The organism is Robinsoniella peoriensis, assembly GCF_000797495.1.
Taxonomy (GTDB): Bacteria; Bacillota; Clostridia; order Lachnospirales; family Lachnospiraceae; genus Robinsoniella; species Robinsoniella peoriensis.
The window spans coordinates 23,596-40,714 of sequence record NZ_JTGN01000024.1 but is presented as its reverse complement, the minus strand read 5'-3'; the positions used below and the strand labels follow the sequence as shown (position 1 = coordinate 40,714).

At 43.2% G+C, this 17,119-nt stretch carries 14 protein-coding genes; 12 read left to right on the top strand and 2 right to left on the bottom strand.

Features of this window, described 5'->3' with window-relative positions; all coding sequences use genetic code 11:
- Positions 1-110 precede the first annotated feature (110 nt).
- From QR40_RS28495 to QR40_RS28480, 5 genes are all read left to right on the top strand, one after another.
- Complete coding sequence (locus tag QR40_RS28495; RefSeq protein ID WP_027293364.1) at positions 111-794, top strand: TIGR00266 family protein; 684 nt, start codon at positions 111-113, stop codon at positions 792-794.
- A gap of 46 nt (positions 795-840) precedes the next feature.
- On the top strand, positions 841-969 hold the full coding sequence (locus QR40_RS32760) for a hypothetical protein (protein ID WP_276325470.1): 129 nt from the start codon (positions 841-843) through the stop codon (positions 967-969).
- Positions 970-1,047: 78 nt separating this feature from the next.
- On the top strand, positions 1,048-1,569 hold the full coding sequence (locus QR40_RS28490) for an RNA polymerase sigma factor (protein ID WP_044297824.1): 522 nt from the start codon (positions 1,048-1,050) through the stop codon (positions 1,567-1,569).
- Positions 1,562-2,008: a hypothetical protein gene (locus tag QR40_RS28485; protein WP_044297823.1), complete on the top strand. Its 447-nt coding sequence runs from the start codon at positions 1,562-1,564 to the stop codon at positions 2,006-2,008. Before QR40_RS28490 ends, QR40_RS28485 begins: the two co-directional genes overlap by 8 nt.
- Entirely contained in the window at positions 2,005-2,874 is an 870-nt protein-coding gene (locus QR40_RS28480; protein ID WP_044297822.1) for a zinc ribbon domain-containing protein, read from the top strand. The genes QR40_RS28485 and QR40_RS28480 overlap by 4 nt, the downstream gene beginning before the upstream one ends.
- A gap of 74 nt (positions 2,875-2,948) precedes the next feature.
- Here QR40_RS28480 and QR40_RS28475 read toward each other — a convergent pair whose 3' ends face one another.
- Together QR40_RS28475 and QR40_RS28470 are read right to left on the bottom strand one after the other, a co-directional pair.
- Entirely contained in the window at positions 2,949-4,472 is a 1,524-nt protein-coding gene (locus QR40_RS28475; protein WP_044297821.1) for a response regulator, read from the bottom strand.
- A gap of 95 nt (positions 4,473-4,567) precedes the next feature.
- Complete coding sequence (locus tag QR40_RS28470) at positions 4,568-6,334, bottom strand: sensor histidine kinase (RefSeq protein WP_044297820.1); 1,767 nt, start codon at positions 6,332-6,334, stop codon at positions 4,568-4,570.
- A gap of 269 nt (positions 6,335-6,603) precedes the next feature.
- On the opposite strand from QR40_RS28470, the gene QR40_RS28460 reads away from it, so the two are divergent.
- The 7 genes from QR40_RS28460 to QR40_RS30470 all read left to right on the top strand — a co-directional run bounded on the left by QR40_RS28460 (position 6,604) and on the right by QR40_RS30470 (position 17,100).
- Positions 6,604-8,034, top strand: a complete 1,431-nt coding sequence (locus tag QR40_RS28460; protein ID WP_044297818.1) for an ABC transporter substrate-binding protein — start codon at positions 6,604-6,606, stop codon at positions 8,032-8,034.
- 12 nt (positions 8,035-8,046) lie between these two features.
- A complete protein-coding gene (locus QR40_RS33920; RefSeq protein ID WP_416389866.1) occupies positions 8,047-8,211 on the top strand; it encodes a DUF6783 domain-containing protein in 165 nt (54 codons plus the stop codon).
- A 100-nt stretch (positions 8,212-8,311) separates the two neighbouring features.
- Positions 8,312-9,199 (top strand): carbohydrate ABC transporter permease, encoded by an 888-nt coding sequence (locus QR40_RS28455; RefSeq protein WP_044297817.1) that lies wholly within the window; start codon positions 8,312-8,314, stop codon positions 9,197-9,199.
- Positions 9,200-10,042, top strand: coding sequence for a carbohydrate ABC transporter permease (locus QR40_RS28450; RefSeq protein ID WP_027293372.1), 843 nt, complete (start codon positions 9,200-9,202; stop codon positions 10,040-10,042).
- Between the two features lie 7 nt (positions 10,043-10,049).
- Positions 10,050-12,395 carry a glycoside hydrolase family 65 protein gene (locus QR40_RS28445; protein ID WP_044297816.1) on the top strand — a complete coding sequence of 782 codons (2,346 nt, stop codon included), beginning with the start codon at positions 10,050-10,052 and terminating at the stop codon, positions 12,393-12,395.
- Positions 12,382-13,254 (top strand): HAD family hydrolase, encoded by an 873-nt coding sequence (locus QR40_RS28440; protein WP_044297815.1) that lies wholly within the window; start codon positions 12,382-12,384, stop codon positions 13,252-13,254. Before QR40_RS28445 ends, QR40_RS28440 begins: the two co-directional genes overlap by 14 nt.
- 15 nt (positions 13,255-13,269) lie before the next feature.
- On the top strand, positions 13,270-17,100 hold the full coding sequence (locus QR40_RS30470) for an Ig-like domain-containing protein (protein ID WP_052431109.1): 3,831 nt from the start codon (positions 13,270-13,272) through the stop codon (positions 17,098-17,100).
- Positions 17,101-17,119: the final 19 nt, after the last annotated feature.

The window sequence follows — 17,119 nt, the reverse complement described above, 5'->3', positions numbered from 1 at the left end:
TTATTTTTATGGAAATTTATATCCGGACATGGTAAACTGGTTGGGAAAGAGAAGATAGAGAAGATAGAGAAGATAACTGCAATTTTATATTATATAAGGAGGTCAAAGGTATGGAATACAGATTGATAGGAGAGGTTATGCCGGCAGTTGAAATGCGCCTCAGACAGGGAGAAGCAATTTATACCCAGTCAGGCGGCATGTCCTGGATGAGCGAAGGAATTGAGATGTCTACAAATGCCCGTGGAGGGATTATGAAAGGATTGGGACGGATGTTTTCCGGGGAGTCCTTTTTTATGACCACTTATTCTGCCATGCAGGATGGCGTCACCATAGGGTTCTCGGCTACGGTTCCGGGAGAGATCCTGCCTGTGGATTTAAGTACATATGGAAGCCTGATCTGCCAAAAGGGTGCATTTTTGTGCGCACAGAACGTGGTGGATGTCAAAGCTGTCTTCACGAAAAAAATGTCAGCCGGTTTCTTTGGCGGCGAAGGATTTATCCTGCAGGAAATGTCCGGAAATGGCATGGCATTTTTAGAAGTGGATGGCAATAAGGTGGAAAAAGTGCTGGCACCAGGCGAAGTTCTTAAGGTTGACACCGGCAATTTAGTGGCATTTGAGAACACAGTGCGGTATGAGGTGGAAATGATGCGCGGCGGTATGAATATTTTCCTGGGTGGGGAAGGCCTGTTTATTACAAGGCTCACAGGACCTGGAAGAGTCGTGCTGCAGACACAGAATTTTTCGGAATTCGTGGGCAGGATACGAACTTATATCCCGAACCAGAGCAGCTGAAGCTGACAGGAAGATACAGAGAATACAGAGAATAAAGATAATACAGATGATACAGATAATACAGATAATACAGAGACAAAGCAGCAGTTATGTTATTGCAGATGAAAGCCCCGGTTTTTCTGCTGTTCCAAGGGAGTTTTGGAACAGAAGAAGATATCCGGGGCTGAATTTATGAAAATATTTATGAAAATAAATGAACCTCTAAAAGAGTTGTGACGATTATATAATAGCAGGGTAAAAAGGAGGTGTGGATGTGCTTGCAGATCAGGTAGAGGTTTTGATTGAACAATATGGAACGGATATATACCGGTTTTGTTCCAGACTATGCAGAAACAGGTCAGATGCGGAGGATTTATATCAAAAGACTTTTTTAAAAGTTCTGGAACTTTCCATGGAATTGAACCGGGATGGAAATCCGAAAGCATTTTTGTTTTCTGTTACAAATGGACTGTGGATGAATGAGGTCCGTAAAATGGCAAGGCACAGCCGGATTGCACCAAGTGTTTCCCTTGATGATGACAATGAAAATCTGGCGGCTGGCCAGGTTGATCTGGAAAGTGAAGTACTGGCACGAATCAGAGATGGAGTGCTGAGAAGGATCATGGAGGAGCTGCCGGAGAAATTCCGGATACCGGTTATTCTCTATTATACCTGTGATGTTACACTGGAGGAGATCAGTAAGATTATGAAAAAACCCGTCGGTACTATAAAGAGCAGGCTGCATAAAGCCCGCAGTATCATTAAGAAAAGATTGGAGGAACAGGGATATGAATAAGAAGGATAATAGTAGCCAGGATAATAGCCAGGATAATAGCCTGGAATATGAAATCCGGGATAATCAAGAGCCGCAGTTAGATGACCCTTTGGGACAAGGGATTAAAAATGTCATGGCTTCTTATGAAACACCGGATGAGAATCTCAATAAAATCCTGATGAGGCAGATCCGGGAAAAAGAAGCATATCTAAAAGAGTCTTCCGGTGCCAGAACCATTTCACTGTGGTATCTTCCCATGCTATTAAATGGACTGCTATTTGGCATGCTGGCTTTTCTGGGGTACTATCTGATTCCAAGCGTGTTACTGGCAAAGCTGGTTATGAGTATCTGCATCTACATGGCAATAGCAGGTGTGGCGCTTACAGCTGCAGGTATGTGGTTTTCTGATTTAAAAGAAAAGATGGTTCTGGTATTTAAAAAAGGAGGGAATAAGGCATGACTTCTGATAAAAAGAAAAAGTATATGATCATTGGGATTGTGGTTTTATTTGCAGCAATTGTGATACGGGCCGCAGCATGGGGAATGAAAGAAGGGATAGGAGGCATTAGTTTACTTGCAGCAGGACTTCTGATTGTAGGGCTTCTATGTGCTCTTCTGGTCTATGTGTGCATCTGTATCTGGATCTACCGGGATTGTGCAAAAAGAGGAGAGAATGGACTGCTTTGGATGATCATCGTGTTCATTGCAACTCCCATATTAGGAATAATTATCTATATGATTACAAGAGGGGAAAACAGGATTTTGTGCAGGTATTGCGGATATCGGATCAAGGCGTCAGCCAGATATTGTGAAAACTGCGGGGAAGAAAACCAGGGACGTCAGGAGGAAATGGCAGTGCAGAAATCAAGTAAAGGATTTGGATTTATGATAGCGGCTATTCTGTCAGGAATCCTGATGATTGGATGTTTTATTTCCTTTGTCGTTCTTGCATTTACCACAGATGATTTCCTGGATAAAAACACCTGGAATACTGGTATTATCATGGCATCCATTGAAAATAAGTGGGGTGATGACTGGAACTTAAGCTTTAAATATGCATCGGAGGGATTCCGCAAAAGTGCAAAATTCCGGATTGATGACAATCAGGCAGTGCTGCACGCCCAGATCAGCTGTGAAGAGGGTCAGCTGCTCATGCATATTATTCAGGATGAGAAAGAAGAAATAATTGATGTGAGTAATTTAAAGGAGCCCCTTGTATATCCGCTTACAGAGTATCAGGCGGGAAAGATTCTGGTTGTGCTGGAGATTAACGGGGCTAAAAATGTGAAGTCAAAGATTGAGATGGAAAATCCCGGCGACAGCTGAACCGGGATAGGTAAACTGCCCCGGAAATAGTCTGTACAGCTTGCTGTGCCTGCCGTTTCCGGGGTAAATCAACATCAGTTTCGTTTATAACGGTACTGATGTTTAAATTCTGTGGGGCTTGTTCCGGTATATTTTTTGAAGATAGATGAAAAATAGGTGGGATCATTATAGCCTACCAGTCCGGCAACCTCATATGAGAGGGTACCCGGATTGATCAGGTATTCCTTCGCCTTTTCAATTCTTGTTTTGTTGATATATTCCGTAAGCGGTTCACTGTATGACTTTCGAAATGTTCTGCTTAAATGGGAAGGAGATATATGTAAGTTTTCCGCTATCGTTTCTAAAGAAAGGGATTCCGATAAATGGCTGTGGATGTACTTGATGGTATCCTCTACAATCTTATTCTGAGAAGTTCCGCTTCCGGTTAAGTGGCTTATGGTAGTATCCAGCATTTCCAGCATGGAAGTTTCCAGGGTGAAAATATCGTTGGAATTATATATTCCCGTCAGGTATTCCGCGCCGCAGGGCGTAATGCCCCTTTTTAGGGATACTCTGGAACAGATATAGTAAATCTGGGAGCAGATATTCTTGGCATCTCTGGATTTCACCAGGTTTCGCTTGAACTTTGTAAAAAGGTTGTGAATAATGTTGCGGGATTCATCAAAGCTAAACTGATTCAGGGTGTTTTCCAGCTGGAGCAAATCCATAGAATTCTCAGCGTTAATGTCGTAATCATCAGGACTTGCCGTCTGGGTAAAACGTGCAATATTGTTTTCTGTATAGAATGCCAGAGAGAGTGCGTAGATCGCTTCCGATACGGCAGTACTGAATTCTGCGGCAGTATCATGACTGCGGCTGATACCGATGGCAGCCTGGCTGGAATCCAAGGTATGGGTGATGGCAGCTATTTCCGAACAATTATCCAGAATCCATCCGGGAACATGATTGCCGCTCTTTGCCTGATAGTATACGACGATAACCAGGTGGTTGTAGCGGAAGCAATAGGCACGTTCAGATAAGATTAGTTTTTTAAAGGAAGAGATATCAGGATTTGGAGGGGTAATCTGAAAAGCTGCAATATAGTATTGTTCCAGACATATTCCATACTGATCAATTCGCTGTTCCAGTGAAGGGGTCAGGAGTGACACGGTCAGTTCCTGAAGCAATTGTTCCTTTAAAAAAGTCAGATCTTCCTCTGCAGCAGAATTATTTTTTTTGGATGTGAGCATTTTTTTCTGTGCCGACTGGACTGCTTCAAATAGATCCTTTTTATTGGTGGGTTTCAGGATAAATGCAGAGACATTGTAATGGATTGCCCTTTGGGCATATTCAAAGTCTGCAAAGCCAGTCAACAGGATGACCTGTACATCAGGCATATTTTCGTATACATATTTTGCTACCTCTAGCCCGTCTGAGACCGGCATTCGAATGTCGGTTATCACAATGTCCACGTGATTTTTTTTGATAAAATCTATGGCTTCTATGCCGTCACTGGCAGTCCCTGCAACTTCACATCCTATGGATTCCCAGTTCATAAAATTAGAAATGCCTTTTCTCATGGTGGATTCATCATCCACAATTAATAGTTGAAATATCATAACTTCATCTCCTTTTTTACTGTCAGATATAACGATGCAGCGTTCTGGCAGTTAAAATATTTCTGAATCTAAGCAATTTCTGTTAAAGCCCGGCATTACAATTCCGGTACATCCGTATGAATTGGAATGCGAAAAGATATGGAAGTACATACATTTGGCGTACTCAGAATATGTAACCTCGACTCTTCCCCATATAAGAGCTCCAGGCGTTTATCCAGATTTTTAAGCCCCACATGGGTGTGGGATCCATCGTTCTTGGAAGCAATCTGCCGTATATCAGGAATGGTTTCAAATCCAATGCCATTATCATTGATGGATATTTCCATATACCGTTTTGTTTCAATAATATTGATGGATAACTTTCCATTCCCTTTCTTTGGCTCCAGCCCATGTACGATTGCGTTTTCCACCAGAGGCTGTATGCAAAAGCCGGGTATCTTACATTGCAGGAGAGAATCTGGTACCTGGATATCAAAGGAAATTTTATCCTCAAACCGCATCTGCTGCAGGTAGATATAGAATTTCACATATTTCATTTCCTGCTCCAGCAGAGTGTAGGCAGATTCTTTTGATATGGTGTTGATTCTGAGCAGTTCCCCGAGAGAGATAATCATATCATAGATCTCTTCATTATCGCTCATCTGGGCTTTCCAGGCAATGGTATTTAACACATTAAACAGGAAATGGGGATCCATCTGGGACTGCAGAGCCTGGATCTCAGCATTTTTTAGAAGCAGCTGCTTCTGGAAATTATCATTATAAGAGATGTCCAGCTTTTTCAACATTTCATTGAATGCGTTCATCCATATTTGAAACTCATAATGCATCTTAAGCGGTGGCAGGCTGTCCTGGCGTCCCTGGGAAATTTCATTAATATGAAAGACCATTTTATTAATCGGCCTTGTCACTGCACGGCTTAGAACAACAGCTGCCGCCAGGGCGATTAATACGATTCCGGACATTAAAAGCAGGTAAGATTTTAAGGTCTGGTTCAAATCACTCATCATTAAAAGTTTCGGTGCAGCAACGGCTGAAGTGATATGCAGTCCCTGTAATTCCTGGGCTGCCACAAAATAGGGTTCTCCCGAAAGGGTTAGCTCCTGGAAGGAAACGGTGGAATTCTGGGGAGCGATCTGTGTTAGCAGCTGAGCGCTTTGGACTTCCATATCTTCATTGGAAAGTATACTCATTTCATTATTATATAAATAAATGAACCATGAGGGATCCAGCCCTTTGGCACAGAACTGAATCCAGTTGACAGGAGCAACGTCTACTATAAAGATGCCTATATGCCTGCCGGTATTGCTGCTGAATATGTTTCTGGCAAAAAAGATACTTTTATATTCGGAGTAGAGTGACATACAGATCAGTCCGGGGTCGGAGGGATCTATATTATCCAGCAGTTTCTGGTTCAGGTCAATATCCCGCTCCGATTTGCCGGAGGTGGGAATGTAAAATTCCGTACCGTCATCGCTGAATATGTGGATCCCGTTTATAAAATTTTTGCTGGACAGCGAGGTACTGTAATAGGTGTGGGACATTTGTTTTTCAATGCTGATTTTGCTGTCGTAGGTTACCGAATTATAGTTGATGGATTCCAGTGTGTTTGATATCAGTGAATTGGAAAGAAACATGGGAATAATGGAATCCAGGGCATCGATCTGTTCACTTATCTGCTGGTTTACCTGGCTTAGCTGAGCCGTTATGGACTGCTCATATTCATTGATCAGAATATAAGACGTTCCTTTATAAAAGAACAAAATCGATAACACCAGTATTACAGTAATCGTCAGTGAAATGATAACGGTGATAAATGTACGCAAGGACAGCGTTTTGCTGGTAACAGTTCCTTCTTTGGACATATGCCATCTCCTTAAAAAGCGTTATTCAGGTTCTGTGATAATAATAGGAATTATGCCATATTTAAAGAAGGGTATCAATAAGTTTCAGCAGGATGACCGGATTTTTAAAGAAAAGGTCAAAATTTTCATAGTTTTTGTCAAAATAATGAATTGTAAAAAAAATATGGCGGGAATGGGATCTGAAAGTTCAAGTCATGAATCTCATATTTTATTCACTATTTTGAAATTTAAAGTTATAATTTAGCCATAAGATGACAAGGAGGATTCATATGAAAAGAAAATTAACAAAAAGAGTGATTGCTACAGCATTGGCAGGTATTATGGTTTTCGGGCTCACTGCATGTGGAGGAAATAGTGAGACAGCAGGTAAAGCAGATGAGAAGACAACTGATGGACAGACGACGGAAGGTAAGACAACAGATGCTGCAACAGAGGGACAGGCATCTGATGACGGCAGTGGGGATGCATCAGGCGAAGAAGGTAAAAAAGTAGAGTTAAATGTAATCAACTACCATGTTGGTACGGATTATGCAGCTGAATATTACAAAAATTTATTTGAGGAATTCAAAAAGACCGTTGCCGGTAAAAATGTAGAGTTTAATTTTGAAGAGATTCCCACAACAGATGCTTATAATCAAAAGATTAAGCTGCTGATATCCAGCGGTGACCTCCCGGATATTGTATTCAACGGAGGAAATAATATTACAGAGCTGGCTGCAAAGTCAGGAAAAGTTACAGATTTAACACCTTATTTTGAGGCAGATCCGGAGTGGAAGGCACTGTTTGATGAAACTTCCCTGAACTTTAATACAGTAGACGGTAAAATCTACGGAGTGCCGGTTTCTAAGGAAATCTCTTATATCTATTATAATAAGGAATTATTTGAAAAAGCAGGAGTTGAAGTTCCGGAAACATCTTTTGCAAACTGGGATGAATTTTTTAAAGCCTGCGATAAGCTCAAAGCAGCTGATATTACACCTCTTGGCATGGATACCGCAGACAGCGGATGGCTTACTAATCTCTGGATGAGCGCATTGATAGGCACAGATGGAGATGCGGGAAATAAATGGATGAATACACTTTATCCTACTGATTTTAATACGCCGGAAGTAGAAAAAGCAGCAGAAAACATTCAAAAAATGTTTGAGAATTACACCACTGCTGATGCAATAGGCGGAAAATATGATCCAATGGCAACCCATTTCTTCAATGGAGAAGTAGCGATGTTCCCAAATGGCCCATGGATGATTCCTGACTTTTCCCAGACAGAAAAGGCTCCGGAAGGCTTCTATGACAAAGTTGGAATTATGCTGATGCCGGGTGACGGTATGGAAATGGTTCCAACACCAGGAGATATGGTGGGAGCAAAGGACAAAGATAAAATCGAAGCTGCAGTAGCATTTTTAAAGTTTGAGACAAGTCCTGAAAATCAGATTAAAGCACTGGAGATGACGGGGCTTCAGCCGGTATCCAACAATCTGGACATTCCTTCTGATTTAAGCGAAAAAGATCCACTGATGGCTCAGGTTCTGGAGATTCAGAATAAAGCTAAATTAACATATGGGCAGAACCAGGCATATTGGTATCAGAATGCAATCGATACATTTTCTACAGAACTTCCGGAACTGGCATATGGCAATATTACACCAAAAGAATTCTGTCAAAAATTATCTGATTCTGCAGCTAAAAATCAGGAATAGATTAGAGCGTGTTTGAAAATTCATTCCTGCCATCTGCACGCCCCACTTTGCGGTGTATTTGCCCCGAATTCAGGTTACGTAGCCCGCTACGCGCCCTTCATCCGGGACAAATCTCCCACAAAGTGTGACGCACAGCTGCCAGAAAGCAATTTTAGAATACGCTCTAGAGTGTGTTGAAAATTCAAGGATTTAAGACACGCTCCGGGATAAAAAATTGGATTCGCAGGCAGAAAACTTGCGGATCTAATTTTTTAAAGAGAGATGAAAGGGTGTTGATATGAAAGTAAAAAATAAGAAGTTTTGGATCATTATGTTTACGCTGCCGTGTATGGCTTTGTTTGCCCTTGTGTACGCAGCGCCTATCGTTACCGTTATTTATACCTCACTTTGTGATTATACGACTTTTTCAGGCCCGGCTTTTACCGGTTTAAAAAATTTTATGGTCATCTTTCAGGATGAGACGTTTTTAGCAGCAATTAAAAATACGCTTGTTTGGGTTTTACTGCAATCGACCTTCCATGTGTGCCTGGGATTGGCTATGGCACTGGTGTTGAGACGAAAGCCAAAAGGATGGAAAATAGTGCGGACCGCATATATGATTCCCAATATTATACCTACGGCGGCAACTGGCGTTATGTTCACTTTATTGCTGAATCCTTCCTTTGGTGTGGTGAAGCCCATCGTTGAGGCTCTTGGATTCAATGCATCCCAGGTGCCTAACCTGTTCGGAAACTCCAAGTATGCATTCTGGACCGTAACACTTACCTGGATACTCTATGCGGGATTTAATACCATTATATTCCTGGCTGAGATGGGCGCCATAGATAAAGAGATATACGAGGCAGCACGGGTGGACGGAGCAAAGCCCTGGCAGGTTGACCGGTTTATAACGCTTCCCCTCATGAGAAATATTTTTGGCACCTGTGTCATACTGGCATCCGTTGCAATGGTATCACAGTTTGACATCATCTATGTGACAACAAAGGGCGGGCCCGGAAGTACCACTTTAAACCTGCCGATGTTTTTATATAAAGCGGCGACGCTTGAGAATAACTACGGAAAGGCAAATGCTGTGGGGGTTGTACAGATCGTGCTGGGGCTGGTTTTGGTGGTTCTGATTCAGCAGCTGTTCCGTGAAAAAAAAGAGATAAGGGAGGGGAAATAATTGAAGAAAACATCAAAAGTATCAACCGTCTGTGCCGTCATAGGTAAATATATATTTTTAATATTCTTTGTATTTATTGCAGTAGGTCCGATTGTATGGGCATTTATAAGTTCCTTCAAGAGCTATTCAGAGATCAATTCCTCTGCACTGTCCTGGCCGTCCACATTTAATCTGGACAATTATAAAGCAGCTTTTAAATATGCTCCTATAGCCAAATATTTTCTGAACAGCGTAGTTATTGTAGGCTGCAGCGTACTGGTAACTCTGGCATTTGTAGCTATGTGTGCCTACATTATTTCAAGATTCGAGTTCAAAATGAAGCCGTTAATTGTGCTTTTGATTTCGGCATCGTTAATGCTTCCGGCACAGGCCATATCCCAGCCCTTATTTTCCATCTTCCAGAAGCTTGGGATCTTCGATACGAAGCTTGGACTTGTTATTGTTTACTCTGCTATGGGTATTCCTATGTCATTCTTTGTTATGACGAGCTACTATAAAACGATTTCCATGGCACTGGAGGAATCGGCTTATATTGACGGTGCAACATTTTTGCAGACCTTCTGGCATATTATTCTGCCTCTGGCAAAACCGGGGCTGGTTACCATAGCACTTTTGCAGTTCATCAATACCTGGAATGAATTTTACTTTGCTTTAATGCTTACCAGCGGGGATACGGCAAGAACGATACCAATTGCATTGAATTACTACATGGGGACATTTGCCAATAATTATTCGGCTCTTTTTGCTGCTGTAGTCATGACTGTTCTGCCAACAATAGCCGTATTTATCATTTTGCAGAGACAGGTAATGGAAAGTTTAACCGCAGGTGCGGTGAAAGGATAATCACAGGATGGAATTACATAATAAAAAAATATATCCCATAGAACCCTGGAATATTACAGAAGACAGGTTCTGTATGGAGAACAACTACAGGAATGAGACAACATTTGCCTTGTCTAACGGTTATATCGGAACAAGGGGAACCTTCGAGGAAGACTATGATTTTTCCGTGGATGAGGGCCTGGAAGGGAATTTTATCAACGGCTTTTATGAAAGTGAAGATATACGTTACGGGGAATGGAATTTCGGATTTCCGCTAAAGAGCCAGTCCCTCTTGAATCTTCCCAACGGAAAACCCGTAAAAATATATCTGGACGATGAGTTATTTGATATGAGGCAGGGGTGTCTGGATTTTTATCAGAGAACGCTGAACATGAAGAATGGGACGGTAGTGAGGTCGGTGGACTGGACATCTCCCAAGGGGAAAAAGATCCGGCTTTTATTTGAACGCATGGTGTCTTTTGCAGATAAAAATGTAATGGTGCAAAGACTCAGCCTTTTGCTGCTGAATCAGGACTGTGAAGTGAGGATATGTTCCTATATAGATGCCGATGTGGAAAACCATACGAGAAAGACAAACCCCTTAGTGGATTACGGTCCGTTTGGAAAGCGGATTACACAGAATCGATGCAGTGCCTCTGAGGAACTGCTGTATTTTGAAGGAAAGACGAAAAAAAGCGGATTGACCGCTGCCTTTGGAGTGGGACACAGCTGCCACGGTTCTATGTCTTTTCAGTCCATATCTGCAATGCAAAAAGATGCATATGCAGAGCTTGCATGGACATACCGCGGACAGCGGAGTGAGAAGCTAATACTGGATAAATTTATCATTTGTACATCCTCCCTTGATATGCCGGAGGACAGTCTGGCTGGATTTGTGGAAGGAAAGTGCCGGGAGTGTACCGCACTGGGGTACGATTACTTCAAAGAAAAACAAAAGGATTATATGAAGGCATTTTGGGACATTGCAGATGTGAGGATACAGGGAGATGAAGCGCTGCAGCAGGGAATACGGTTTAATCTGTTCCATATTATGCAGGCTGCGGGCAGGGATGGACGTACTTCCCTGGGAGCAAAAGGACTTTCCGGAGAGGGGTACGAAGGCCATTATTTCTGGGACACAGAAATGTATGTGCTGCCGGTGTTTGTCTATACGGCGCCCAAACTGGCGAAAAAGCTGCTGGAATACCGTTACCATACCCTGGATCAGGCAAGGGCGCGGGCGAAGGTGCTGGGTCATGAAACAGGCGCACTCTATCCCTGGAGAACCATTAATGGGGAGGAGGCATCCACTTATTTTCCACTGGGAACGGCGCAGTACCATATCAATGGAGATATCGCCTATGCATTCCAGCTGTATGTGGATGTTACAGGGGATACACAGTTTTTAAAGGAAATGGCGGCTGAGGTACTCTGCGAGACAGCCAGAGTATGGGCGGACGTGGGATGCTTTGCAGAAAGCAAAGGGAATAAGTACTGTATCTGTGCAGTGACCGGTCCAGACGAATACAATGCAATTGTAGACAATAATTTTTATACCAACCTGATGGCGAGAGAGAATATCCGGTATGCGCTGAATGCACTGAGCCGGCTTAAGGAAACAGAACCTGAATTTTATCAGGAGTTTGTCAGAAGGCTGTCCATAACAGACCAGGAAACGGAGTATTGGAAGCGGATTGTAGAAAATATGTATTTTCCATATGACGAAAAGCGCAAGGTTTATCCGCTGGATGACGGATTTATGATGAGAAAGCCATGGGATGATTCGAAGATTCCTGTGGAGAAGCGGCATCTGTTATACGAGAATTATCACCCGCTGTTTATATACCGCCAGCGGATGTCCAAGCAGGCAGATGCGATTTTAGGTATGTATCTGCACAGCAACCTGTTTACCAGAGAGGAACTGAAGCGTAATTATGACTTTTATCAGGAGGTGACGCTGCATCACTCTTCTTTATCCACCTGCATATTTGGAATTCTGGCAAGCGAAATCGGATATCATGAGGAAGCATATGAGTATTTTTCCCAGTCAGCAAGAATGGACCTGGATGATTACCATAATAACTTTTATGCAGGTATACATGCCGCTAATATGGCCGGCACCTGGCTGGCTATCGTAAATGGTTTTGCCGGGCTTCGGACAAATGCGGGAATTCTTCAGTTTAACCCATTTGTGCCAGACGGCTTTGAGGGATATGCCTTCCGTATTAATTACCGGGGAAGCATACTGGAAGCCAGCATGACGAAGGATCAGTGTACCTTTACTTTAATAAGCGGCGAAGGATTAGAGTTATCTGTAAATGGAAAGAAAATAAAGCTATCAGAAAAGGAGGCAAGCTGCTGTGAAAAAATATAAAGCGATTTTTTTTGACTGGGATGGTACGGCGGTGCTGTCCAGGAAGGCACCGGTAGATGATGTGGTGGCACCCATGAAAAACCTCCTTGCCCAGGGGGTAAAACTGGCGGTCATAAGCGGTACAACCCTGGAAAATATTGCGGAGGGAAAACTGCATGAATATTTTACGGTAGAAGAGCGTAAGAGCCTGTTCTTAGGACTTGGCAGAGGGGCATATAATTATGCTTTCGATGAAAACGGCAGCCCTTACCTGCTGAGCCACCGGATCCCGGCTAAGTCAGGATTAATCCGGATTCATGATATCTGCTATGACATACACAGGTGCTTACAGGAGGATTATGAAATTCCTACCGATATTGTATTCAGCCGTCCAAATTACTGCAAGATCGATCTGATGGTAGAAAACAGCAGGGGAGAATCCCTGTTTTTACAGGAAGGGGAGAAGGAGCAGCTTATTGCAAATCTGAACAGCCATGGATTTACCGGAGGAATTAGGGGATTGATTGACCTGGCAGAGGATATGGGAAGAAAACACGGCATAACGGTATGTGCAACTACAGATGCCAAATATCTGGAGGTGGGAATTTCCAGTAAGAGCGATAATGTGAATGATTTCATGGATTACTTTGGTAATCAGTATCAGATCCGGGAAGAGGAATGCAGCTTCTGGGGTGATGAATATATCGGTTTTGATGAATGCTTATTTGGAAGTGACAGTTATATGATAACGGAGAAAACAAGACACGGGGAATTCTTCGATGTGTCAGACACAGAAGGCTTACGTCCAAATGAGGTAAAGCAGGTGGGAGGAGGTGTCGGAAGCTTTATAAGGTTTCTCACGGAACAAAATAACAGTTAATGGAAGGAGAAAGTTATGCTAAAAAAGAGCAAAAGATGGATTAGCCTGGGGCTTAGTGCTATGCTGGTATTAGGAAGCCTGATCATGCCGGGGGTAGAAGTTCAGGCAGAGGAGTCAGCCGGAACTACGTATTATATTGATTATGACGGAGGGGATGACGGGAATCCCGGAACAAGTGAAGAGGATGCATGGTCATCTCTGGAGAAGATAAACAGCACTACCTTTGAACCCGGTGATAAGATACTCTTCCAAAAGGGAGATGTCTGGACTGGTCAGTTAAGTCCAAAAGGCTCCGGGGAAAAAGGAAACCCCATCGAGATAGGTGCTTATGGAGATTCAGAAGCAAGGCCTCTCATACAGGGAAATAACTGGTGCGGTGAAAACGGAGATGACCTGGAAAACAGGATTTTTAATGCGGCAGTGTATTTCTATAATCAGCAATACTGGGAAATTACCTCACTTGAGGTGACCAATCGGATTCCCGGCGACAATCCGGATGACCATATTAAAAAATATGGCGTACTGATTATGGCGGAAGATGCGGGAACCTTAGAGCAGATAAACTGCAGGGATCTCTATGTGCATGATATTGTGTCACATCCCATTGGCCAGCAGGCAGGTATCGGACGCGGCGGAATCATTTACAGTATCAGAGGCAATCAGGTTCCTACCAGATGGAATGATATCACCGTGGAAAACAATATTGTAGGTCCTAATATCAACCACTATGGAATCAATTTTATGTCTACCTGGGGAAGCAGCCGCTTTGAGCATGAAACGGGAATTCCAGACAGTGAGTATGCAGGTTCAAGATATAACAGCACGAATCTGGTAATCCGCAACAATTATTGTGAGGATATTGGAAACGCGGCTATCTGCCCTACGGCATACTCCAATGCAGTGATTGAATACAATACCTGCAATAGCTGCAACAGCGGGCCAAACGGCAATGTGCCGATCTGGTGGGAGAATGGCGAATACACAGTCGCACAGTTTAATGAGGTATTCGGTTCAGGCGCTTCGGAGTCTAAAGAAGATTCCCAGGCATTTGATGCGGATGTGAATGCAACACTGAATTACATACAGTATAATTATACACATGACAATCCTTCCGGAGCTTATTTTGAATGTGCACTGGGCACTACATATACCACTCATATACGATATAATATCAGTCAGAATGACGGTTATGGTACAAACAGCTATGGTGGAGGTGCCATTGTCACAATGGGCGGCTGGTCCACCGGCGATAATAACAGGATGTATGTATATAACAACGATTTTTATCTCAGTGAGGGGCATAACAGCTATATCACCAATAACTGGGATGGAACTCCTGTTAACAAAGAGAACTTCCGTTTTACCAACAATGTAATTTACAGCGATGCCACTTCCAAAGGCTGGCACGAGGATTTAATGGGAACGGCTGAAAACAATGCATACGGAGGCAGTGATGCCAGCATCTTAAGAAGCGATGACGAGAAGGCAGTTACCGTTACTGCGGATGATTTTGTAAATATAGGCACAGGATCTCTGGGGCTTGACAGTGTAGGCGGTTATCAGCTGAGCGAAAATTCCGGCTGTATAGAAGCTGGAACATTAATTGAAGATAATGGCGGACGTGATTACTGGGGCAATCCGGTATCGGCTGTAGGGGCACCAAATATCGGAGCTGACAACAGCAAAGCAGCAAATCAGGTACCGGAGGGTACGATTGATTTTGAGGACCGCCCGGAGGATGAAACTCCATTTACGGAAATGTACAAAAACTGTATCTTTTCCGGAGAGTGGAGAACAGGATCAGCAGACGGACTCAAAACCCTTTATCTGGCTGACGGAGAGACCAGTGGAGTAATTTCCCTGCCTAAGGGCCAGAAACTGAAAAGCTTTCAGGCACAATGTGAAGGGACTGCATGGGTAACTCTGGAAGCAGAGGGATATAAGAAATCATTCCTGATAACCTCCGCAAATAACTATTTCAATACAGGGCTTACATCAGCAATTGATAATCTCACCGTAACGGTGGAAGGCAGTGCAGGAAGCCGGGTATATTTTGATAACCTGCTTCTGGAAAAAGGAGAATATGAACCGGTAAACATTGCCCTGAACAAGCCTGTCACCACAAGCGGCAATGACCAGTATCCGGGATCCTGCGGAAACGACGGAAATGAAGGAACCATGTGGGTTCATGCAGGAGATGAGTTAAACGAATGGTGGATGGTAGATCTTAGACAGGAATATGATTTAAATAACTTTGAATTGGTATTTGAACAGGATGAAGAAGAGGCCTGGGGATATCAGATTGAGGGAAGGAGAGGTCCGGACGATGAATTTGAAATGTTATTTGACAGGTCAGATAATACAGACGGTTCCAGAGTACAGACCGGAACCTTTGGGACAAACGGGACTTACCGTTATCTGAAAGTAATCCTGACGAAATTCCCGGGATACGATTACTGGCCTGGATTTGCAGAATTCAAAGTATATGAAAAAGCTGCTCCCGAAGAAATTCCGCCAACGGGTATCACCCTGAACCAGGAGGAAGCATTGCTTGCAAAAGCAAATGAAACCTTACAGCTGGAGGCAGTCGTTACTCCGGAGGATGCAGATAATAGAAATGTCATCTGGGAGTCATCCAACCAGGGTGTGGCTGTGGTAAACCAGGAAGGTGTGGTGAGTGCCAAAGCAAATGGAACATCTGTAATAACAGCCACAGTAGAAGGTACAGATCTAAAAGCAACCTGTCTGGTAACCGTGGAGATTCCTGCTCCTGTTATACCGGTCAGCAAAGTAGAACTGGATAAAACTGCGGTAACCCTGACAAAAGCAGGAGAACGGGTACAGATAAAGGCAGTAGTATCTCCTCAGAACGCAACGGATAAAACCGTCAGCTTCCGGTCTACCGACAGCAGGGTGGCTACAGTGGATGCAAGTGGAATGATCAGCGCAGTGGGCAATGGTAAAGTGGATATTATTGCTGCTACAAGGGACGGAAACAAGACTGCAGTCTGCAAGGTAAATGTTGCAATACCTGTGAAAGTAACCGGAATTACCTTAGATAAGTCAGACCTTAAGATTACCAAAAAAGGTGCATCCGTTCAGCTCAATGCACAGGTAATCCCGGCAAATGCCAGCGAAAAAACCCTGACCTGGAGTTCCTCCCAGCCAAAAACCGTATCGGTATCCAACACCGGCAAAATAACGGCACTGAAAAATGGCAGATCCGAGATCACCGTTAAATCGGCAGACGGCGGATTTGTGAAGAAGTGTCTGGTGACGGTAGAATATAAAGATGCAAAAGTGAAAAAACCAGGGAAAATAACAAATGTTAAAACATCAGCTATTTCCAATAATTCATTGAAAATATCCTGGAAAAAGAATAAAGACGCCGATTATTACAAGGTTTACCTCTATAATAAAAAAGGTAAGAAGTGGAAAGAGGTAAAGCGTACCTACGATAATAGCGTGAAGATAACCGGACTGAAGGAAGGCACTGCTTATACTTACCGGGTTGCAGGCGTAAATGCAGGTGGAACCGGAAAGAATTCTGCCAGCCTGACTGGGGTAACAAAGCCAAGTGCTGCAAAGCTGAAATCAGTAAAGAAATCTACCCGGGGCAGAGCGGTACTGAGATATACCAGCGTGAAGAATGCAACATATGTGATCCGTATGAAAACCGGCAAAGGCTCCTACAAAAAAATCGGAGAAACCACCAAGACAAAGCTGCAGTCTCCAAAGCTGAAGAAAGGAAAAACATACAGCTTCAAAGTACGTACCTATATCAAGTATGGCAAGGAAAAGATCTGGGGTAGCTATTCCAATACAATAAATTATAAGGTAAAATAGAAGAAAACAGCAGAGCGTG